We start from the raw sequence: 22,151 nt of genomic DNA, 5'->3' as shown, positions 1-22,151 counted from the left end.
TGCTTCAGGCAGTCTTTTTTTTTAGCATTTGTAAAAAGAATATGGATTTTGTTTCTCGATCTTTGTCATATAATAAATAGAATATGAATTGGTTAATATTAATTGTTGCGGGTTTATTTGAAGTTGGTTTCACCTCTTGTCTGGGAAAAGCAAAGGAAACAACTGGAACGGAGATGTATTTTTGGTATGGTGGATTTGTTATTTGCCTTATTATAAGCATGCTTGGCTTGATGAAGGCTACACAGGCATTGCCATTAGGTACTGCATATGCGGTTTGGACTGGAATCGGTGCAGTTGGGACGGTGCTTGTTGGGATTTTGATTTTTAAGGAGCCGGCAGATTTCTGGCGTGTTTTTTTTATATTTACGCTCATCGCTTCGATTATCGGTCTCAAAGTGGTTTCCTCTCATTAATAACAAAAAAAACTGTATTTTTGTCGCTACGAAATTGATTAACAGCATACGGCTGTTATGACGATGTATAAAATATTATGTTAGAAAAACTTCAAGCGATAAAAGAAAGATGGGAAGAGGTTGAAGCTGAATTAAGCAAACCCGAGACTATCAACGATATGAAACGTTTTGCCAAACTCAATAAAGAGTATAAAGATCTCGGTAAAATCGTTGAGCAGTATCATATCTATAGAAATATTGTCAGTAACATTGATACAAATAAGGATATTTTAGCGAACGAGAAGGATCAAGAGCTCCGTGAAATGGCAAAAGAAGAACAGGATCTTCTTATCGGGCAAAAAGCGGAGAAAGAGGAGGAGATTCGTTTGATGCTTATTCCAAAAGATCCCGAAGATGCTAAGAATGCGATCATTGAAATTCGAGGTGGTTCTGGTGGTGACGAAGCTGCCTTGTTTGCGGGAGATCTATACCGGATGTATACGCGTTATTTTGAGACTAAAGGATGGCGTAATGAAGTAATGGACGTAACGGAAGGTACTTCTGGTGGGTATAAAGAGGTAGTCCTAAAAGTTATTGGCGAAGATGCGTACGGCCAGTTAAAGTACGAATCGGGAGTGCATCGTGTGCAACGCGTACCGGATACGGAGACTCAAGGTCGGGTACATACTTCAGCTGCTTCTGTGGCGGTTCTGCCTGAAGCGGAAGAAGTCGATGTAGAATTGAATCCAGGAGATATCGAACTACAAACCTCGCGTTCAGGTGGCGCTGGCGGGCAGAACGTAAATAAGGTCGAGACAAAAGTTCAATTGACTCACAAGCCATCGGGTATCGTGGTCGTATGCCAAGTTGAAAGATCTCAGTTGGCAAATCGTGAATTGGCTATGGAAATGCTTCGTAACAAATTATATGAGTTGGAAGTTCAGAAAAAACACGGAGATGTAGCAGCGAAACGTAAGACGATGGTGTCAACAGGAGACCGTTCAGCTAAAGTTCGCACATACAATTACCCACAGGGTCGAGTAACTGAACATCGGATAGGGTTAACAATGTATAATCTACCTGCAATTATGGATGGTGATATTCAGGGGATTATCGATGCTTTGCAATTTGCCGAGAATGCAGAAAAGATGAAAGACGGTGCTGTAGAGTAGATTTTTTCAAAAAAGTTTAGCGGAATTCGAAATAAACGCTATATTTGCACACCTTCTAGAAAGAAGGAAATGGTCTGGTAGTTCAGCTGGTTAGAATACATGCCTGTCACGCATGGGGTCGCGGGTTCGAGTCCCGTCCAGACCGCTAAAAAGAGAGTTCAACTTTCGAAAACGTTCTTTACATAAGTATACAATAAGAGATTTAGGTCTGGTAGTTCAGCTGGTTAGAATACATGCCTGTCACGCATGGGGTCGCGGGTTCGAGTCCCGTCCAGACCGCTAAAAAGAGAGTTCAACTTTCGAAATCTTAAGTATACTTTAAAAGTTTGAGGTCTGGTAGTTCAGCTGGTTAGAATACATGCCTGTCACGCATGGGGTCGCGGGTTCGAGTCCCGTCCAGACCGCTCAAAAAAGAAAATCCCCTTGGTAGATTAAACTATCAAGGGGATTCTTCGTTTCTGACGGAGGAGTGCTCGCCTGTGTATAATATGATTTTGAATGTAATTCCTTGAAAAACAATACTGTTTTTGGTTTTAAACTTGTTTTTTACTTCAGGATTTAATTATAAAATAGTTTCTTTGTCAGATATTAAGTCCCGCTATGAAAAAATATACTATACTATTGCTTTTTTTTGTTTTGGGGGTAACTAACTTGTTTGCACAAGGAGATGCGCCTCTAAGCTACCAAGAGGAGGAAATACTTTACAAAGTTACAGAAAATGGCGATTCGTTAAAACTGGATGTCTTTTTGCCTTCTAACCCGTTACCAAACGAAAAAATACCTGTTCTCCTGATGATTCATGGCGGAGCATGGGTTGGTGGAAATCGGTCGTTAGATCGCGAGTATTTTAAAACTAGTATTAGAGACAGACTCACGGCAAAGGGTATTGCTGTCATTTCGATAAGTTATACACTGGTTCACGATAGCTTACATTTTCCAGGACCTATTGAAGATTGTAAGGACGCTTTACGCTGGGTTAGAGCACACGCCGACAATTACAGCTTCGACACAACGAATGTCGGGCTATGGGGCGAGTCCGCTGGTGCTCATCTAGCATTGTTGGCCGCTTACTCTACGGAAAATGATTGGCCCAGTAATGCTTCTTATTCCACCTATCCGGCATCTGTATCGTATGTGATTGATAATTTCGGACCTACAGATTTAAATGCCTTGTTGCAAACTGAGGCCGGTTGGTTTAAACTTCTTATGGCACGTATATTCATGCGTAAGTTGCTGCCGTTGAGAGAGCGGTTAGCTGTTGCCATAACTGGATATAGTCTAGAGTCTCAAAAGAATGATGTGGTAGAAAATGCTAGTATATATTCACCTATATCGTATATTGATTCCTTGGAAGTTCCTACGTTAATTTTACATGGGACTAAGGATAGAATTGTTCCCTTTAAAGAATCCCAAGAGTTAAAAAATGTTCTTGATGAAAGAGGTATCGAAAACGAATTGATTATCGTGGAAGGAGGAGATCACGGGTTTCGAAATATTTCTCATCAACGAATTGATTCGCTAGTCGGGAAAACGATTGACTTTATTCTCAAGCAACTTGCTGCTAAGCCTTCGCTCTAATTCGGCTTAAGGTCACCTGTGAAATTCCGAGATAGGATGCGATATATCCTAGTTTGATTTTCTGTACAACCCTCGGTGCCCGCTGAAGTAATTCGTCGTAACTTTCGCTCGCTGTTTTAAAAAGTTTGCTCATCAATCGAGATTCTATCTTAATCGTCTCTCGTTCGGCAAGCTTACGCCCCCAATTTGCGACTGCAATAGAATTGCTGTACAAAGAATGTAGCGATTCGGTCGAGATTTGGTACAGCTCGCAACGTTCAAGTGTTTGGATCGTTTCGTATCCGGGTTGTTTGTGGATGTAACTATTTAGAGAGATCAATGCATCCCCTGGAAAGCAAAAATCTAATATGACTTCGCGCTCTTGCTTATGGTAGTATATTCTGCAGGAACCACTTTTTACAAAATAGAGGTGACGTTCAATTTTGCCGCTGCTAATGAGGGTTGTATTTTTTTCAACAGTGACAAGCCGGAAAAGTTCTGATAGGGAGTTCAAGTCATCGCTTTCTGATAGGTAAGCGATTTGGTTTATGACAGTTACGATGTCCATGATCGGAGTGTCAATTCGGAACCGTCCCATTCAGCATAAGTGTAATGATGAATCCATTCTCCTAAGTTGATGATACGACTTCCATTAGAAAGAACAACATCATAAGGCAGATGACGGTGTCCAAATATAAAGAAGTCGTAATGCTTTTTACGAAGTTCCAGTTCTGCGAATTGTATGAGCCACTCATTGGCATTTCCAAGGAATTTTTCTTCTTCTGTACTTGCGGCTCTACTATGTTTGGACCATCTTTGAGCAATTCCGATTCCCAAATTAGGATGCAGGCGCGCAAATAGCCATTGGCATGTGCGGCTTCTAAAGAACGATTTTAAAAATTTATATTTTCTATCCCCTGGCCCAAGGCCGTCGCCATGATGGATATAAAATCGTTTTCCATTTATATGGAGAATTAACTCATTGTCGATAATCCGCGCGTTTAACTCGTTTTTTAAGTAGCTAAACATCCACATGTCGTGGTTACCTTTAAACAGTATTATTTTTACTCCTAGATCGCTAAGCTCTGCTAGTTTGCCTAAAAAACGAATATACCCTTTAGGAACTACCGTGCTATATTCAAACCAAAAATCGAAAACATCGCCAACGAGATAGAGTTCCTTAGCATCGTGTTTAATCGCTTCTAACCAAGATACAATGAGTCGCTCTCGTTCGTTGGAGGTTGATTTAGGTAGTACACCCAGATGGAAATCCGAAGCAAAATATATCTTGTCTCTCATGCGATTGAATAGTTTCAAAGCTAGAAAAATATTGTAGCATATACAAGGCTCTAAAGAAACAGGATTGATGAATTGCGAATCAATCCCAAGTGGATCTGAAAGGCCTGTAGGGCTAGTCAGTTTGCTATTCACGCTGCATTTTGTATCTTGCGGCGTAACTAAATTGTTGATTATGAATAAAAGTTTGGGAATCATTCTGCTGGCTGTTGGTTTTACCGCGTGTCAACAACAAAAAGTGATAGAATCAAATAAAAAAATGGAAATAAAAACGTATCCTAGATCTGAAAAAACTGCACAGAAGGATGAATATTTTGGAACAGAGGTCGAAGACCCTTATCGTTGGTTGGAGGATGATCTAGCGGAGAATACCAAGAAATGGGTTACCGCGCAGAATGAAGTAACGAATGACTATTTAAATCAAATTCCATTTCGAGAATCTATACGTAAGCGATTAGAAAGTTTATGGAATTACGAGAAGGAAGGTGCCCCGTTTAAGGAGGGTGACTATATATATTATTCCAAAAATGATGGTCTTCAAAATCAGTTTGTTATTTATCGTAAGAAAGGGGAAGACGGTAAGGAGGAGGTATTCCTTGACCCGAATAAATTCTCCGAGGACGGTACGACTTCTCTAGCAGGGCTTTCGTTCAGTAAAGATGGTTCCTTGGTAGCGTATCAAATTTCTGAAGGAGGTTCAGATTGGCGCAAAGTGATTGTTTTGAATGCGGAAGATAAAACTGTTGTCGGTGATACACTTATTGACGTCAAATTTTCTGGATTAGCTTGGAGAGGAAATGAAGGGTTTTATTACAGCAGTTATGACAAACCAAAAGAAGGATCGGCATTGTCGGCAATGACGGATCAACATAAACTGTATTTTCACAATTTAAAAGAATCGCAATCTTCTGATGAGCTGATTTTTGGGGGTAAGGAATTACCTCGGCGTTACATCGGCGCCGGCCTCACAGATGACGAACGATTTTTGGTAATTTCTGCGGCGAACGCAACTTCGGGGAACGAGCTTTATATTAAAGATCTCGCTGATCCCAATGCCAAGTTTATCACTGTGGTTGATAATATGGAGAAGAATCATAGTATTATTGATAATCAAGGGGATAAACTATTTATCTACACGGAACTCCATGCTCCCAATGGAAAGTTAGTAACAGTTGATTTTAAAAATCCCCAAGCAGGCAATTGGGTAGACTTAATTAAAGAAACTGAGCAAGTGCTTTCTCCTTCGACCGGTGGCGGGAAGATTTTTGCTAACTATCTTAAAGATGCTACTTCGCTTGTGAAGCAATATGATAAAGACGGAAATCTAGAGCGAGAAATAGAACTTCCCGGAGTCGGATCGGCCTCAGGTTTTGGGGCTAAAGATGAGGATAGCACTCTATATTATTCCTTCACAAACTATGTGAATCCAGGGACAATTTATAAATATGAAATATCTACTGGAAAATCAGAAGTATATAAGAAACCTAAGATAAACTTTGATCCAACTCAATATGAATCAAAGCAAGTATTTTATACTTCTGCCGACGGTACCAAAGTACCCATGATTATCACCTATAAAAAAGGCATTACGTTAGATGGTACGAATCCAACAATGCTCTATGGGTATGGTGGTTTTAACATTAGTTTAACCCCGTCGTTCTCCATTAGTAACGTGATTTTACTAGAGCAAGGAGGTGTGTATGCGGTTGCAAATCTTCGCGGGGGAGGTGAGTATGGTGAAAGTTGGCATGTTGCCGGAACAAAGTTGCAGAAACAAAATGTATTCGATGATTTTATTGCAGCCGCGGAATATTTGATTTCGGAAAAATATACATCTGCAGACAAGTTAGCGATAGCAGGGGGATCAAATGGAGGCTTATTGGTGGGAGCAACAATGACTCAACGCCCCGAACTTTTTAAAGTTGCATTTCCGGCCGTAGGTGTTCTAGATATGTTGCGCTACCATAAGTTTACAGCGGGTGCTGGTTGGGCCTTTGATTACGGCACTTCTGATGATAATAAGGAAATGTTTGAATATTTACACAAATATTCCCCATACCATGCCTTAAAAAAAGATATAGCTTATCCTGCGACAATGGTCACGACGGCTGATCATGACGACCGTGTTGTGCCAGCACACTCATTTAAGTTTGCAGCCCGTCTTCAAGAATACCACAAGGGAGATAATCCGGTTTTAATACGCATCGATACGAAAGCTGGTCACGGTGCCGGTAAATCTACCGAAATGGTGATCGCTGAGCAAACGGATAAATGGTCTTTCATGTTCCAAAATATGGGATTAGGATATAGAGAAATCAAATAAAATCAAGCGTTAAAAGCTAGATCAATTGGCTATATTTTGTTGCTCAATTTGAATAGATTTTTGAGACTTCCAGTGTTTGTAGTGTATCTGCATACTGGAAGTTTTTTTATGTGGGAACATGTGCACCCTGTCATCCTACGAAGTGGTGTAGGACATCTCTCAGGTTTAACGTTATTTATGTCCGTTTGAACCGAATATTATTCGGTAAATTAGGTGATATACTTGTTGATTTTTCATGTGATATGATTTTTACAAGAATAAGTCGTTGAGATTGTTAGAAAATTATAAATTCGTAAAATTTTCTAACACAATGAACTGGAATAAATCGATAATTCTGGCAGGGGCGTTGTTAACAGCCGCTATGCAGACAAATGCGCAAGATAACCTTATCAATGCGTTAAAGAACAATGTAAGTGATAATAGCAAAGAGGGCTTTAAATTCACGGAAGTTATTAATTTGGGGAATACGTCTATTAAAGACCAAGGCTCCTCAGGTACATGTTGGTCTTATTCCGGTAACTCTTTTCTAGAGTCGGAAATGATCAGGATGGGAAAAGAACCTGTTGAGATTTCGCAAATTTTCACGGCGAGGAATACCTACATTGAAAAAGCGAAGAACTTTGTGAGACTCCATGGCAAACAGGCGCAGGGAGATGGGGGACAGCTACATGATGTGTTGACAATCTTTCGTAAATATGGAGCAGTACCGCGGGAGGTTTACACCGGCCTTCCCGAGGGCCAAACACGGAATAACTTCTCTGAAATGAGCCCGATTCTTCAAGGAATAACAGAAAACATAGCCAATAGCAAAAAGCCATCGAACAATTGGTTAGAAGCTTTTACAGCAACTATGGATTCTTATTTAGGTCAGGCACCTGAATCGTTTCAGTACAAAGGTAAGGAATATACACCGCGTAGTTTTGCCGATGATGTAATTGGTATTAACCCTGATGACTATGTTGGTATTTCTTCTTTTGATGAACATGTATACTATAAGCCGTTTGTATTATTAATCCCAGATAACTGGTCATTTGAGCGTTTCTACAACGTGCAAATTAGCGATCTTACGGATATCATCGACAATGCATTGGAAAACGGTTATACTGTCGCTTGGGCTACAGACGTTTCTGAGAAAACATTCAGCTGGAAAAATGGAGTAGCATTTGTGCCGGAGAAACCGATTGAGCAGATGAGTGCAGATGAGGTTAACAACTTGTTTAACGGTCCTAAGGCTGAACCTGCTGTTACCGCTGAGCAACGTCAAGAAGCATTTGATAACTACACTACGACGGACGATCATGGAATGCACATTGTTGGCTTAGTAAAAGATCAACAAGGTAAAGAATACTATATTGTTAAAAATTCTTGGGGTGAATCCAATGATTACAAAGGTTATATGTATGCGACAAAAGAATACGTTCGTTATAAAACTATATCAATTTTGTTACACAAGAAAGCGTTAACGAAAAATATGCAGTCGAAATTGGGGGTCTAAGAACCTATAGAATGCGAAATATCAAAATCCCAAGAAATCTTTTTGGGATTTTTTTTGTTTTTTTTGTAGCTTGATTTATATTAAATACAGCTCCAATTAAAAACGCGCATTATGAAAAAACTAATAATTCTATTATTTGTAATGCCTTTTATCTCATTTTCTCAAGATAAAGGTGTTTCTTTTGAACATGGTTTGAACTGGGAACAAGTGAAAACCAAAGCTAAAACTGAAAATAAATTTATCTTTGTCGATTGCTTTACAACCTGGTGTCAGCCATGTAAATATATGACCTCGACAATATTTCCACAGGCCAAAGTCGGCGAATTTTTTAATACTAATTTTGTCAACCTAAAGGTTCAAATGGATCAAACTGATCAAGATTCACCAAAAATAAAATCTTGGTATAAAGAAGCAGCCCGTTTTGCATCCGAATACAGCGTGGTCGCGTATCCAACCTTCCTCATTTTTAACCCACAGGGTGAATTAGTTCATCGTATTGTTGGCGGTGGGGAAGCTGAAGATTTTATAGTGAGAGCGAAAGAAGGTTTAAATCCCAAGACGCAATATGTAACCTTAGTGAAAAAATATCGCGCTAATCCAAATGATGCGGTTATAGCGAAGGATATGGCGACAGCTGCGTCGCACGCGTATGATAGGGAGCTTGAACAGGAGGCTACTAATCGATATGTTGAACTTGTTGGTGGAGAGACTTTATTAACGCCTGAAAATATTGGTCTTTTACTTCGCGGTGCAACAAGTAGTAAGTCTCCCTCATTCGTGATCATCAAAAATAATAAAGCAAAGGTAGATACGCTTCTATTAGCTAAAAACCGTACCGCTAACGACGTGCTTTCCTCCGTACTCTCTTCTGAGTTAGTGATGCCAAAAATTCGAAATAAGGAAGAAAATATAGATTTCCCAACTCTACAGCTTCAAATCGAGAAAGATCATCCTTATGTAAATATGAGTGCCTCGATGGCCCGTGCCAAAGCTCAATATTATCAAGGACAGAAGAACTGGCCTGCATTTAAAGACGCTGTAGAGGAGTATATAGCAGCTAGCGAAACAGAAGTATTTTCAGGAATGTTAAATTCGTACGCTTGGTCTATTTTTGAAAATTGTGATGATGCGGCTTGTTTGCAAGCTGCTTTGGCATGGAGTAAAAAATCAATTGCAGAAAGGGAGGAGCCGGTGTTCGTTGATACGTATGCAAATTTATTATATAAGTCCGGAGATAAACAGAATGCCTTGATCTGGCAACAGAAAGCAGTTGATAACTCTACAGGGCGAAATCAAGAAGCATTCAGAGCTAACTTGCTGAAAATGCAAAATGGCCAACCTACTTGGTAGCCTGTCAAAGAGAAATCCTATAAACTAAAAGAGCCGTTAATTTCGATTGTTAACGGCTCTTTGTTGAAATATAAAGTATGATTCGTCTAAATCGAGTGACGAAAGTATTTAATTAGTTAGAGAGATTTTCTTTTTTCGGAAACATCAATGAGGCGACTACGCTCACAACCAAAATACCAATTATAATGATTAAAGAGTGGATCGTTTGAAAGCCTAATACTTCGAGCCAGCTGTGAAGTAACATTTTTGCACCAATGAATACTAATAAAAGCGCTAGTCCGACTTTAAGATAATGGAATTTATGGATGATGTTAACCAATAGGAAGAACATAGAACGTAAGCCTAACACCGCGAAAATATTTGAGAAAAATACAATGTAAGGGTCTTTTGTCACTGAAAATATCGCAGGAATAGAATCAACTGCAAAAATAAGGTCTGTGAACTCAATTACTAATAAAACCAAAAATAACGGAGTGACATAACGGACACCATTTTCAATGTGAAAGAATTTTCCGTCGGAAAGATTTGGTGTGACTTTGAAGATTTTAGAAGCAAATTTTACGACGGGGTGTCCTTCAGGATCAACTTCTTCTTCTTTGTTTCGATTGACAAACATCATGAAGCCTGTATAGACCAAAAACGCTCCGAACACATAGAGAATCCATCCGAATTTAGCGATAAGAGCTGCCCCGATAAAGATAAATATACAGCGTAAGACGATAGCACCGATGATTCCCCAAACGAGTACCTTATGGTAATATTTCTCAGGAATACCGAAGGAGGAAAATACGAGAACCATAACGAAGATATTATCGACTGATAACGCGTATTCAACGACGTATCCCGTTAAATATTCTATCGTTAATGTTTTGTTGTATAGTTGTATGCTCGCAGCCAGGTCATTTTCATTGACCACAATGTTATGGTAATGTCGGCTGATTATTTCCCTTAACGCTGCAAAGTCATGTATATTATGGAGTTCATTTCCCCAAATATATAATACCAAGCTAAAGGCCAGCGCAAAAAACACCCATACGCCGCTCATAATAGCAGCAACTTTTAGCGTGACGGGTTTATCACCTTTGGAAAACATCCCAAGGTCGATAGCCAGCATGACAACGATGAAAACGATAAAGCCTGCAAAAAACAGTAGTTCGTGACTCATAATAATATATTCTTATTTATTTCTTTCTGTTGTAAACCTAACCAGCTGTTCTAGAGCTTTGCGATAGGTGTTTTCAGGGAATTGCATCAAAATATCGAATGCTTCCTGTTGATACTGATGCATCTTCTGCGTTGCGTACTCCATCCCCCCGCTGCTGCGCACAAATTCAATGACCTCAGCTACTTTTTCCTTATTGTCATTGTGGTTTTTCACCATATTGATAATGCGCCTTTTTTCTGAGATGGATGTCATTTTAAGAGCGTGGATCAGTGGTAATGTCAGTTTTTTTTCTTTTATATCATTTCCCAACGGTTTTCCAACGTCATCCAATCCGAAATCAAACAAATCATCTTTAATCTGAAAAGCAATTCCAACTTTTTCGCCGAAACTATGTAACAATTTTACTTTATCCTCATCGGCGCCAGCAGAAAGAGACCCACATGCGCAACATGATGCAATTAATGATGCTGTTTTCTTGCGAATGATTTCAAAATAGATGTCCTCCTGGATATCTAGTTTACGTGCCTTTTCGATTTGGAGGAGTTCCCCCTCGCTCATCTGTTCGACAGCTTCAGAAACTATTTTTAAAAGGCCATGCTCATTGTGTTTCACCGATAGAAGCAAACCTTGTGATAACAGATAGTCCCCAACGAGTACCGCAACTTTGTTTTTCCACAAAGCGTTAATTGAAAAAAGTCCGCGGCGTTCATTCGCGTTATCCACAACGTCGTCATGAACTAACGAGGCCGTATGTAATAATTCAACTAATGATGCTCCTCGATATGTAGAATCAGTAATAGTTCCGCATAGTCCCGCTGAAAGAAAAACAAACATCGGACGCATCTGTTTTCCTTTTTGCTTAATTATATATTGTGTGATTCTATTCAGCAGTGGAACCGAGCTTTTCATCGAATCTTTGAACCGGCGTTCGAAGACTTCAAGTTCTTCTGCTATAGGGGTTTGTATATTTTTTAATTTCAGCATGAAAAATGGTTAGTAAACCATGTCAATTAAACGGTTAAAATTGCAATAAATATAAGAAATAGATTTAATACACTTGGGCTGCTAATTCCAATTCTTTATACCATTCTTCACCATATTTGCGAGTTAGCGGATCTTTTAAAAACTGGTAAACTGGAACACCGAGCTCTTTTCCGAATGTGCATGCATCATGACAGATATGCCAGCGATCGTAATGCAACACTTCAAATTCCGGATATTGCGTCGTCCTAATGGGATATAGGTGGCAGGAGATTGGTTTCTTCCAATCTACTTCGCCTTGTTCAAACGCTTTTTCAATGGCACATTTCGTAATTCCGTTTTCCCAGGTTACATATGCACACTCTTTATTTCCATCCACACAAGTAGTTGTGAGGTCACCATCTGCATCAACGACATGAGTGCCCTGCTGTTCGATCGCTTTGATTCCAGCTTCCGTCATGTACGGTTTTACTTTTGGAAGTATCTCTTTAAGGATATCTGTTTCATTGGCTGCGAGCGGAGCGCCAGCATCGCCTTCGACACAGCAAATCCCTTTACACTTGGTTAGGTTACATACGAAATCGTTCTTTATTAGATCTTCGTGAACTAAAACATGACCTACTTCAATCATTTTACTGTATTATTTTGAATAACTTACCCGTTCTCCGAGTGGATGTTTTAAACCACTCGCCTTTACGAGTTCCATTGTTACTGAGCCAATTAATATTTCTACCTGTGCCTTTACAGGAATTCGGTTTCCATCGTTCGTCACCCAGAGATATAATCGGCTGTCTTTTTTGAAAATACGTCCCGGACTGATTTCTGGACTAAGCTTTATACATTCAAGTGTGCCTAAAGACGTCTTTATTTTCTCAACGCCGACATATTCAACTCCCAGTTGAGCAACCTCGTCGTTTAGAAAATACGTTAGCTTAAACTTATCGCCTTTATCAAGCGATGAAAGATCTAAATTGCGGGAGAAATAATACGCAGATAGCAAGTCGAAAAATTGGCTGTTAGGACTTTTAAATGTCCCTTTCTTCCCAGAAACTTTTTTATTTCGATGGTCGAAGGTCGCGTATTCTTTTCGAGTATAACTTCCTTCATGGATATCTTCGGTATATAAATAGGGGAGAAATGTCTTGCCGTCGATATACGAGTCATATTGATTTTTCACCGTATAGAAGACAGAGAACGCTCCTGAAGTTTCCCCAAAAGCCGAAAGATGAAATGCATTCGGATTACTAAATCGCAGCTTAGATTTTTCCACTTTTAAGGTTCCCGTTGCTGCAGAAATAACACCATATCTCAGCTTGTAAGTTAATTTTTCCCCTTCTTTATAGGTTGGGTTAGGAAGGTACGGTAAAGTTTGAGCAATACCTGCACAGGCCGTTCCTAAAATGAAAATCAGTACTAAGTATATATTTCTCATATAAATATGGACGGCGACACCCGTGAAAAGTTTAAGGTTTACGTTTGAAAACTGGTACAGTCGAACATGGCTCACCGTACATCATGCTTTTAGCGACTTTACTAAGACCTAAGGTAAATCTAATAAAAGCAGTTTCCGGAATGTATATATCTCCGCATCCTTTCACGACAACGCGCTCATCTTGAAACTTGCTATAATCGACCTTCTCTAGGGCTTGCAAGAACAGATTCTCTACGACTGTATCCTTGTCTCCAAAATGAACAGATATAGCATAAGGCTCAAGCTTATTCGCTAAGAGCATATAAGCCCACGTAGGTACAATTGCATCCGTTGAGCAGATTATTCCAATATGTAGGCCTTCATATTGGCTCCAATCGTGATCTTTAATAAAGGCACGAAAGTCCTTCTCTTTTAGTAGCAGGCCATGGAAGAGGTTGTCCTTGATATCATATATTTGTATATCCTCTTTTGGTGCATAAGTCGCCAAATCAATGGTCAATAAGCCGCTTTGTGCTACTTTGTTAACGATGTTTTCTTGGATATCCATTACTTAAATAATAAAAAAAGCCGGGCATAAATTGCCCGGCTGTAAAGTTAATCATAATATCTTAATAGAATCTAATTCGATTGTCATCAATCTTTGCGTTCGATTGTAACGCTTGGAAGATAGATGACCACGCACGTTGTGTCTTATTTGTTTGTATTTGCTGTTTTTGCGTCTTAAGTTCGCTAGCAACAAGTTCTTTTGGATTTGTAAATCCGGTAACTTGTAAGGCGTAAACACCTTGCATCCCTTTAATTGGAGTCGATAGTTTATTGGGTTGTAATCCGAATGCAGTTCCAACCACAGCAGGCTCTAGTGCTACACCAGGAAGGACAGGATTGGCTAAAACAATATTTTCTACGCTTACAGCTGATTTAGAAAGCTTTTGTGCCGCTTGATCGATAGTTGATGCGCCATTGAGCGCGTTGCTTAATTTCTCGGTTAGCATTTTAGCTTTTACTTCGTTTCTTACTTGCGCTTCAATATTCGGTTTAACAGCATCTAAAGATAAAAGTCCTTTTGGTTGGATGTTTACCACTTTTGCAACGATGAAGTTTTCGTCAGTTTCATACACTTTGTCGGAAATTGCTCCTTTTTCGCCTTCAAATACCCAACGAACTAGTTCGCGGGAAACCTCAACACCGTTAAAGTTGTTATCCATCGCGACTACGCGATCAACTTTTCCAATTTTTAGACCTTGTTTGTTTGCGACCTCAGTAAAGTTTGCGCTATTCGCGTCAGCAAAGAAGTTATTAGCTTTAGCATAAGCCGCATCTGTAGTTGCTTTACCTGCATTGATTGTTTTGTCAACAATCGCTGCTTTCACAATTTTGGAGTTGCCCACCTGTCTTTCTATTTTGATAATGTGAGTACCGAAACGACTATTTACAATTTTAACTTCTCCCGGTTTTCCGGAAAATACTGCTTCGTCAAACTCTGGAACCATTTGTCCTCGTGCGAATGTCCCTAAATCACCGCCGTTTACTTTACTACCCTGATCCGTGCTGAATTGAATGGCTAGACCTCCGAAATTTTCTCCGGCTAATATAAGTCCTTTGATCGAGTCGGCTTTAGCAGTCGCTTTATCCACGCCACCTTCAGCCGTTGCATTTAGTAAAATATGTGAAGCCTGTACTGAATCGGGACTGAATTTCGAATCAACAACTTTAGCAATTTCAAAGGCACCGTTTGATAGGAATGGTCCCACAGTAGTTCCTACAGGCACATCAAATAACACGGAATCCAATGCAGGGCTTACTTGTCCTTTACGGAGGAAAGTGAACGGATACTTGTTATCTGAATTGATGGATGCAAATAGCGAATCCGTTTTAGAATTAGTTAATTCAGATTTTAGCTGATCAATAGTTGATTTTGTTGCAGCGGTATCATTAGCCGTCGGACGCGCATCGAAAAGTACGTATTCTACGGTTCTGGACTCTTCTGGATTTTTGAATCCGTTTTTATGAGCGTCGTAATATGCTTTATAGTCCGCGTCGGTCAACTTTATTTCCGCGTCTTTAACCGATGAGTAATCAAGCATCAAGTATTTGAAGTTCGCAAGTTTGTTCCGTTGTGTGTATTCGTCTTCTGCTTCTAACGATGTAACGTACACGCTGTTAGCGAGCAAGTTTGAATACTTTTGATTCAACCTTTCTGCTTTAATATTTTCTAAGAGCATTTCCCATTGCTGAACCATCTCTGGCGTGCCTTGGGTGTTAATTTGAGCGATGAAATTGTTCAATTGATTTTTGTCAAATACACCAGTTTCGGGATTGGTGAACGCTTGAACAATCTGTGGAGAAGGTGTACTTCCAGTTACTAGACTGTTTAATTCGTCTTTACTGACACTCAATCCAATGCTTTCAATTTCCTGTTTCAACAATTCCTGTGATATGAACTGGTTCCATACTTGTTGAACCGCATAATTACGAATTTGTGGAGTTGCTGCGCCACCCATTTGTTGTTGATACATTGCTGTGGTTTGGTCCACTTGTGCATTGAATTCTTGGTAATCCATTGATTCCCCGTTGACACTCCCCACTTGATTTTGATTCTTCATCCAAAAAGGAGTACCATAATTTATGATATCTCCCAATAAAAACGCAACAATTGCTAAACCGATGACGGTAACAACTAGTCCAGCCCGGTTACGCAAAAAGCTCATTAATCCCATAGTCTATATACTGTGTTTATTGTAAATGCTTGTTTCAGTTATTTAATTGACCTTCATTTAAAATCAAGGCGAAGATACAACTTTTATGAAAAATAATATAAAAAAATGAGAAGCTACCAAACATAATTTGGTATTTTTTGTTATGCGAAGTCTTACTGACCGAAGGAAGGGAGTTGTTGTTCGCCCGAAGGAATATAATACCCTGTCATGTTTTGTCCGTCGATTTTGTTGAAATCGGTATCGGAGATAAACGAAGTAGCCTGTAGACTGCCTCTATCGTCTTTAAAATCAAATGTAATCGGGACGGTATTGTAGTATATTTCTTTCTTTTCGTCGTAATAGAGTTCTTCGGTTTTGATGATAGAACCGTTTGCCATATGGATAACAACGTTGTTACGAAATTCAGTTAGACCTTCCTTAATTTTCTGGATGGCATAATCAGATTTTATTCGTTGCGCTTCAGCACCCTGATCATCGAAAAAACGGATTACCACACCTTTTTTAAATTCGTAAGCTCCGATGCTATCGGGATACTCCCGTAACTCCTGTGCTTTTAATTCTGCTTTGACGGTCGCTGAATCACTGTATACGACTGTAACCTCCTTTGAGACGTTAACATTCTCCTCCTGTTGAATGTTGGCAATCTTCTCAACATCGCGAAGGTCATTTTCACAAGCCATAAAGAAACTTGCCCCGAGTAATAGCGTAATTATTCGGGGCACATGTTTTACTATATTGTTCTGCTTGTAATGCATTTAGTCTAAACTACGACGGATAAACCAGGAATCATTAATAGTAAATCCGATATTAAAATTAATATACCGTTCTCTGATAAGATTGTTTTTGAGTGTTCCTTGCTGGCCAAATTCAGCAGAAAAATTGATTTGAGAAAACGTACGCCCAAAATTCGTTTCAGGAAGAGGAAAGCCCATTCCGAAGGTGATTGCCATATCATTAATTTTTTGACTATGGAAACTAACTGGAGTTTGTGCATAACGAAAGCCAAGACGATAATCTACCTGATTCCAATAACGTACCGAAGTAGCATCAGGTTTAATTTGACCGCCGATTGCTACACCATAGCTTTTTCCTAGATTGTTTTCGCCTTCACGAACTTGGAAGTTTGACCAATCCGCATATTTGAAGTCGGCACCGACCATCCAGTTGTAACCTTTGGACAACGTGAAACCAACACTATGTTTCAATGGTAAATTGATCTTACGCGTACCTATTTGATTATTACTAGTTGTGTCTAATGGGGGGGAGTTGGGTTGGTCAGTTAGGGTGATTAATCGATCAGTTTTTTCTGTTATTGTATTGTTTAACGAACCGTTATATCCTACTGTAAGGTTTAGTTTCTTTCCCAATGATTTGCTGTACTGCACACCGTAATCAACAGTAGTTCCTCGTATATTACGAGTTTCTTTTAATTGCGTGTAGTAGGAATTAATGGTGTTTGGAAATTCAACCCGAGTAATATCATATAGATTTCCGAACAGGAAACCTATATTAGCTCCCACGCTCAAGCCCTTGATGGGAGATACACCGTATCCAACAAAAGCTTTGTTTACGCCACCTTCACCGTTTGCTGTTTTGTTAAAATGCAAGGAATCGATTGATTCTGATGAGGCTGCCGAATAACCTACGTCGGAAAATGGGATTAACCCAAAAGCCAATCCTCCATATTTGCTCAATGGTACAGCAATTCCCAAATGACTAAATGCGAAATCGGCTGTTTGATCCGTGTTGTTATTTTTCGAAAGTTGTGTAAAGTTACCATACATGCCAGCTTCCAGAATGGTTCGGTTTAATGCCGAATAAGAGGCCGGGTTAGCAATATTGAATGTTGGGAGACCCGATAAATAGCGCACCCCGCTGGAAATCCCGCCCATAGCACGTGTTTGCGGCAAGAGATCTTCTCGCATTTGTCCGAGCCCGAATTGCGAATATGGGGAGTGTGACGTCGATTTCTGAGCGAATCCGTGTTGTATTCCCAATAAACATATCCCTAAAACTAGATTAAGTGCTATTTTAGTAAAACTTCCTATTGAATGTTTGCGCATATTTGTATGTGTTGCATTTTCGCGAATTGAGCTTAATACTATTCATTTTAGGCTTCTTTTCTTCGCTAGGCCCGTACCCCCATATCTTATAATGAAAGTGTACAAACCCTAAAATTTTGTTACAAAACTATCTAATTTTTAATTATTCCGTTAGTTCTATTTGTTAAAAAAGGTTAATGACTTAAGCTGTAGTTTGTTATGATTTCAAGGTCCGCACCAGAAATTCTGAACGATGATTGAACCCACACTGTTTTCAGTTTTAGAAAAATTGAAAATATACAATTGTTAGTATAATAATCGCGTAGAGGGATTCATAAACCCATTTTGTTTGTGCATGTGTGAAATAGTAAGCTAAATATATGGCTATCGGGGGAGCGCACAGCAAAAAATGATTTATTGTTATATGTTCATTCATATAGAAAGAGCATAACGTCAATAGAACCATGAAGAAAAGTAATTGGAAAGCTTTACGTAGGTGTACAACACTTTTGAAAAAATGATCCTTCAATACGATAATAAAGTAAAGCAAAACGACTATGACCGGGATAACAACTATGTAATCATAGATGTTTAAAGAGAATTCGGTCGGAAATGAATAGCTGAGAGGTTTAAAGATAGCATAGAACTCATCAATGCGACCGCCCCAATAATATATGACCCCAAGAAGGAAGTATACCGTAATGAATCCGAGTAGAGGGGTTGTCCACTCTCTCCAGTTGAAAGGTCGGAAAATTATTAAACTTATCCACAGCAAAACGAGCATTACAATAAACGGGAAATAGATTAGGCTACCCAACGCCACAATCATTCCTAAGTCAAACATTAGACTTTTTACTTCGTGCTGTTTATAGATATCAAAAAGCTTCCATAGCATCCATATAGTAATGAAATTACAGATAACAGGGGGGGAAAGGACTAAAAACGGCGTAAACATGCTCACTAGGGTCATGTACATAAGAGCCACCAAAAAATTTGGTTTTCCTAGAAAGTTGAATGCGTTAACAATTCGGTTTAGGAAAAAAGCTTGTCCAAGTGTTAAAATAAGGGTGATTAAGACATTCACACCTGGCGAGAAGTTTTCACCAATACGAATTCCAATAAAATTATGAACCGCAGGCTCTAATAATATCGGGGTTATTTGTTCTGGTAGATGCAGAAAGATGCCTAAGCATAGCACTAGACCAATAAACGATACCGACAGCATGTTTATTGGTGTGAACTTCCGGTGATGGTTGATGAGCATCTTATGCGAGTTGATTTACTTTTCTAACTTTTTTACACGTCGTTCGATAGTGAAAAGGAAGGCGCCCAATATTGCGAAAATTGTGAGGAGTACAAGTACTACTACATAGATTTTGCCAGAGCTACGTAATCCGGTTGCCATATCAATATCACCTTGCGCGAACGTGCTCGAGGCTGATAGTAAAACGAAAAGCAAAGCTGTAGTTATCTTTTTCATAAACAGTTTCTTAGTCTATTTGATTTCTTTTTAATTCAATAAGGCGAATGCGGTAGCGTAAAGAGCAAATCCATGCTCCGATCAGCACCCAACCGATTACCGCTGTATAAAAAATGGGACGGATCTGATCATTCATGTCTAAATCGCTAAATGTGCCATTACCTCCACTCCCGGGGTGTAAGGAATCGGTCATTTTCGGAAGAATATAAAGAAGCACGACCATTACAGGAAAAGCGAAAATGTTATAAATAGCGGAAATTTTCGCTCTTTTTTGTTCTTCTTCTAATGCATTGCGTAATACCAAATAAGCAAGGTACATTAATGTGGCAATAGCCGAGCCGTTCAATTTTGGATCGTTAGGCCAAGGCTCTCCCCAAGTGATGTTCGCCCAAAGCATACCTGTGCATAACCCCATCGCACAAAAGATGATCCCGGTATTAACAGCTTCAACCGCCAATAGATCATCCTCAATTTTTCCGGAGTTAAGATATTTTATACTGTAAATAACGGAAATCAAATACAAAGTAATCATTGCAAACCACATGGGAACGTGGAAATAGATATTCCTTATTGTTTCGTGTAATATGGGTAATACTGGTACAGGCCCCAACAGGCCGGCGACAATCGATATCGCGACCATAGCAAGTCCTAAAATTTTCCACCAAGATTTTCTCATGTCTGAAATTGAAGAATTAATCACGCCAAAGGTACGGAAATAACAATAAAGAAATTGTAATAGTAATTACATTAATTGCCAGAAGAACAAAAATTTCTCCGTTACTAATTGCCCTGTCAAGGCCGCTGAGCGCATTTTGTGACAGCTTTATCAGAACGATCAAAAGAGGAATGATAACAGGGAAACTGAGGATCGCCATTAAAGTACTATTGTTTCCAGCTTTTGCGGAAATTCCTGATACCATTGTGAATACAGAGGCAAAGCTTAAACTCCCTAAGAAGACAGCCAAAATATAGAGCAAGGGGTCCCCAACGGGATTTTTGAATGTTATAGAATACGCGGCGTAAGCGATCGTCGAGAGAACCACCATCACCAAGCTATTATAAATTATTTTCGCGAGAATGATAGCCCGTGGGTTGACGATTGTATAATAATACAATTGACGGTAGGAACTTTCTTGAATAAAGCTTCGGCTAATCGCGTTGATACTGGCAAATAACAAAATTATCCAGAACAAAGCGTTCCAAACAAGCGTATCTACAGACTTGAATGCTTGATAGCAAACAAAAACTGTAGATACGACATATAATAAAATACCGTTAATAGCATGTTTTGAACGCCATTCAAGTACTATATCTTTATATACTAATGTTCTAACTTGTTGGAGAATGTTCATTTTCAAGGCAAAGATACAAATACTTCACTTTGAAAATGTGATTTCCATCAATTTGAATTAGGATTTAGCTATTTCAGATTTAGCATCAGTGATTGTTTCTTGGGCTTTGTCTCCAACGTTGTTCGCTGCGTTAGATGCTTGACTAGCCCATTGGCTCGCCTTCTCCGAAGCGACATCAAGCGCATGCTTACCTGCGTCTTTAGCTTTGTTTTTCAGAGATTTTAATTCCGATTTAGCAGATTTTGCTAATTTCGCTGCTTTTTTGGATTCTTTCTCTGATAAATCTTTAAGCGAATTGGTCAGGCCTTTAATTCCTTCATTAGCACGATCTAATTGACGTTTTCCATCCTCTGTTCCTAGTAAATAGTAAGCTGCAGTTCCAACTGCTAAACCTAATAGTGCAAATGCGACTAATCCGTTTTTATTTTCCATGATTTATAACTTTAATTTTGTTCGTAAACTAATATAGTAAAATAACAGGGGAATATGGAAAAGGTTTTTTTAAAGTTTCTTTTAACAAAAAATTAACGAGAAACTATTTAGCTTTCAATTTTTTGTGCCGATTGCAAGGAATAGAGATGTCGGTAAAGTCCCGTTTCATTGGTTATTAGTTCGAAGTGACTGCCAGATTCCGAAACCGCTCCGTTCTCGATAACGACAATTTGATCTGCATCTTTTATCGTGCTTAAACGGTGGGCAATAATTATCGACGTACGCTCACGCATAAGCTCCTCTAATGCAAGTTGAACCAGACGCTCTGATTCAGAATCTAATGACGAAGTCGCTTCGTCAAGTATAAGGATGGAGGGATCTTTAAGTAATGCCCTTGCAATTGCAATACGTTGACGTTGCCCTCCTGAAAGTTTGACGCCCCGTTCGCCAACCAAGGTGTCATAACCTTGTGGAAAGCTCATAATAAACTCATGTGCATTAGCTCGTTCCGCAGCGTGCACAATATCTTGAGCATCGGCTTCTAGTCGACCGTATCCAATATTTTCACGGATAGTCCCTCCAAAGAGCAGGACATCTTGAGGTACTATAGCTACTTGGTTGCGGATGTCAGTAATTGAAAAGCTCTCGCTTGGTTTTCCGTCGTAGTGTATTGTTCCCGATGTCGGGTTATAGAATTGAAGTATCAAAGACGCGATTGTGGATTTGCCGGTGCCACTTGGACCGACGATGGCAAGTTTTTTTCCCGCTTCGATCGTAAAGGAAACATCTTTGAGTATTTGTATATCTGGTCGAGAGGGGTAGTTGAAGCCAACGTGTTTGAATTCCAAACTGCCATATATCGGCGTATTAATTGTTTTGTTTTCTTCAGATATCTCGATGTTTTCAGTTTGCTCATCTAATATTTCTATAACACGTTCACTAGCACCTAAAGAGCGTTGTACATT

22 protein-coding genes and 3 tRNA genes are annotated in these 22,151 nt (G+C 39.4%); 9 read left to right on the top strand and 16 right to left on the bottom strand.

The features are described 5' to 3' along the window. Positions 1 to 83 precede the first annotated feature (83 nt). The 6 genes from HP439_RS03200 (at position 84) to HP439_RS03175 (ending at position 3,142) form a co-directional block, all read left to right on the top strand. On the top strand, positions 84 to 413 hold the full coding sequence (locus HP439_RS03200) for a DMT family transporter (protein ID WP_172388906.1): 330 nt from the start codon (positions 84 to 86) through the stop codon (positions 411 to 413). Between the two features lie 77 nt (positions 414 to 490). Beyond that, positions 491 to 1,564: a peptide chain release factor 1 gene (prfA, locus tag HP439_RS03195; protein ID WP_172388905.1), complete on the top strand. Its 1,074-nt coding sequence runs from the start codon at positions 491 to 493 to the stop codon at positions 1,562 to 1,564. 71 nt (positions 1,565 to 1,635) lie between these two features. Beyond that, positions 1,636 to 1,709 (top strand) — tRNA-Asp (locus HP439_RS03190). A 60-nt stretch (positions 1,710 to 1,769) separates the two neighbouring features. Then, positions 1,770 to 1,843 (top strand) — tRNA-Asp (locus HP439_RS03185). A 51-nt stretch (positions 1,844 to 1,894) separates the two neighbouring features. Further along, positions 1,895 to 1,968, top strand: a tRNA-Asp gene (locus HP439_RS03180). Positions 1,969 to 2,164: 196 nt separating this feature from the next. Continuing rightward, a complete protein-coding gene (locus HP439_RS03175; RefSeq protein ID WP_172388904.1) occupies positions 2,165 to 3,142 on the top strand; it encodes an alpha/beta fold hydrolase in 978 nt (325 codons plus the stop codon). Here the strand turns inward: HP439_RS03175 and HP439_RS03170 are convergent. Both HP439_RS03170 and HP439_RS03165 read right to left on the bottom strand, forming a co-directional pair. Then, a complete protein-coding gene (locus tag HP439_RS03170) occupies positions 3,126 to 3,689 on the bottom strand; it encodes a Crp/Fnr family transcriptional regulator (RefSeq protein WP_172388903.1) in 564 nt (187 codons plus the stop codon). The two genes, HP439_RS03175 and HP439_RS03170, sit on opposite strands and share 17 nt — an antisense overlap. Then, entirely contained in the window at positions 3,677 to 4,420 is a 744-nt protein-coding gene (locus HP439_RS03165) for a UDP-2,3-diacylglucosamine diphosphatase (RefSeq protein WP_172388902.1), read from the bottom strand. The genes HP439_RS03170 and HP439_RS03165 overlap by 13 nt, the downstream gene beginning before the upstream one ends. 172 nt (positions 4,421 to 4,592) lie before the next feature. Here HP439_RS03165 and HP439_RS03160 point away from each other — a divergent pair, with 172 nt between their 5' ends. The 3 genes from HP439_RS03160 (at position 4,593) to HP439_RS03150 (ending at position 9,585) form a co-directional block, all read left to right on the top strand. Next, the gene (locus HP439_RS03160) at positions 4,593 to 6,740 is read left to right on the top strand and encodes a prolyl oligopeptidase family serine peptidase (protein ID WP_172388901.1); all 2,148 of its coding nucleotides are present in this window, start codon (positions 4,593 to 4,595) and stop codon (positions 6,738 to 6,740) included. A gap of 310 nt (positions 6,741 to 7,050) precedes the next feature. Continuing rightward, positions 7,051 to 8,235 carry a C1 family peptidase gene (locus tag HP439_RS03155; protein WP_172388900.1) on the top strand — a complete coding sequence of 395 codons (1,185 nt, stop codon included), beginning with the start codon at positions 7,051 to 7,053 and terminating at the stop codon, positions 8,233 to 8,235. Positions 8,236 to 8,346: 111 nt separating this feature from the next. Next, complete coding sequence (locus HP439_RS03150) at positions 8,347 to 9,585, top strand: thioredoxin family protein (protein ID WP_172388899.1); 1,239 nt, start codon at positions 8,347 to 8,349, stop codon at positions 9,583 to 9,585. A 112-nt stretch (positions 9,586 to 9,697) separates the two neighbouring features. On the opposite strand, the gene HP439_RS03145 is transcribed toward HP439_RS03150, so the two are convergent. The 14 genes from HP439_RS03145 to HP439_RS03080 form a co-directional block, all read right to left on the bottom strand. Continuing rightward, positions 9,698 to 10,750 carry a TerC/Alx family metal homeostasis membrane protein gene (locus HP439_RS03145; protein WP_172388898.1) on the bottom strand — a complete coding sequence of 351 codons (1,053 nt, stop codon included), beginning with the start codon at positions 10,748 to 10,750 and terminating at the stop codon, positions 9,698 to 9,700. Between the two features lie 12 nt (positions 10,751 to 10,762). Continuing rightward, the gene (locus HP439_RS03140; RefSeq protein ID WP_172388897.1) at positions 10,763 to 11,734 is read right to left on the bottom strand and encodes a polyprenyl synthetase family protein; all 972 of its coding nucleotides are present in this window, start codon (positions 11,732 to 11,734) and stop codon (positions 10,763 to 10,765) included. A 64-nt stretch (positions 11,735 to 11,798) separates the two neighbouring features. Then, positions 11,799 to 12,362, bottom strand: a complete 564-nt coding sequence (locus HP439_RS03135) for a DUF3109 family protein (RefSeq protein WP_172388896.1) — start codon at positions 12,360 to 12,362, stop codon at positions 11,799 to 11,801. Positions 12,363 to 12,371: 9 nt separating this feature from the next. Then, the gene (locus HP439_RS03130; RefSeq protein ID WP_172388895.1) at positions 12,372 to 13,163 is read right to left on the bottom strand and encodes a DUF3108 domain-containing protein; all 792 of its coding nucleotides are present in this window, start codon (positions 13,161 to 13,163) and stop codon (positions 12,372 to 12,374) included. A gap of 31 nt (positions 13,164 to 13,194) precedes the next feature. Next, complete coding sequence (locus HP439_RS03125; protein WP_172388894.1) at positions 13,195 to 13,710, bottom strand: DUF2480 family protein; 516 nt, start codon at positions 13,708 to 13,710, stop codon at positions 13,195 to 13,197. Positions 13,711 to 13,771: 61 nt separating this feature from the next. Continuing rightward, positions 13,772 to 15,880: a peptidylprolyl isomerase gene (locus tag HP439_RS03120; RefSeq protein ID WP_172388893.1), complete on the bottom strand. Its 2,109-nt coding sequence runs from the start codon at positions 15,878 to 15,880 to the stop codon at positions 13,772 to 13,774. A gap of 152 nt (positions 15,881 to 16,032) precedes the next feature. Beyond that, the gene (gene lptC / locus HP439_RS03115) at positions 16,033 to 16,602 is read right to left on the bottom strand and encodes an LPS export ABC transporter periplasmic protein LptC (protein ID WP_343043505.1); all 570 of its coding nucleotides are present in this window, start codon (positions 16,600 to 16,602) and stop codon (positions 16,033 to 16,035) included. Positions 16,603 to 16,635: 33 nt separating this feature from the next. After that, positions 16,636 to 17,943, bottom strand: a complete 1,308-nt coding sequence (gene bamG / locus HP439_RS03110; RefSeq protein ID WP_172388891.1) for a BamG family beta-barrel-assembly machinery protein — start codon at positions 17,941 to 17,943, stop codon at positions 16,636 to 16,638. Between the two features lie 259 nt (positions 17,944 to 18,202). Then, positions 18,203 to 19,186, bottom strand: a complete 984-nt coding sequence (locus HP439_RS03105) for a DUF6427 family protein (protein ID WP_172388890.1) — start codon at positions 19,184 to 19,186, stop codon at positions 18,203 to 18,205. Positions 19,187 to 19,201: 15 nt separating this feature from the next. Beyond that, complete coding sequence (locus HP439_RS03100; RefSeq protein WP_172388889.1) at positions 19,202 to 19,402, bottom strand: CcmD family protein; 201 nt, start codon at positions 19,400 to 19,402, stop codon at positions 19,202 to 19,204. 10 nt (positions 19,403 to 19,412) lie between these two features. Then, the gene (ccsA, locus tag HP439_RS03095; protein ID WP_172388888.1) at positions 19,413 to 20,078 is read right to left on the bottom strand and encodes a cytochrome c biogenesis protein; all 666 of its coding nucleotides are present in this window, start codon (positions 20,076 to 20,078) and stop codon (positions 19,413 to 19,415) included. Positions 20,079 to 20,094: 16 nt separating this feature from the next. Then, entirely contained in the window at positions 20,095 to 20,754 is a 660-nt protein-coding gene (locus HP439_RS03090) for a heme exporter protein CcmB (protein ID WP_172388887.1), read from the bottom strand. A gap of 57 nt (positions 20,755 to 20,811) precedes the next feature. Then, positions 20,812 to 21,186, bottom strand: coding sequence for a hypothetical protein (locus tag HP439_RS03085; RefSeq protein ID WP_172388886.1), 375 nt, complete (start codon positions 21,184 to 21,186; stop codon positions 20,812 to 20,814). 107 nt (positions 21,187 to 21,293) lie between these two features. Further along, on the bottom strand, positions 21,294 to 22,151 hold an 858-nt coding region (locus tag HP439_RS03080), incomplete at its 5' end, for an ABC transporter ATP-binding protein (RefSeq protein WP_172388885.1).

It is taken from the genome of Sphingobacterium shayense (assembly GCF_013179575.1).
Lineage (GTDB): Bacteria > Bacteroidota > Bacteroidia > Sphingobacteriales > Sphingobacteriaceae > Sphingobacterium > Sphingobacterium shayense.
Note: the sequence above shows the minus strand (reverse complement) of the source record. Positions and strands in the feature narration are given on the sequence as shown.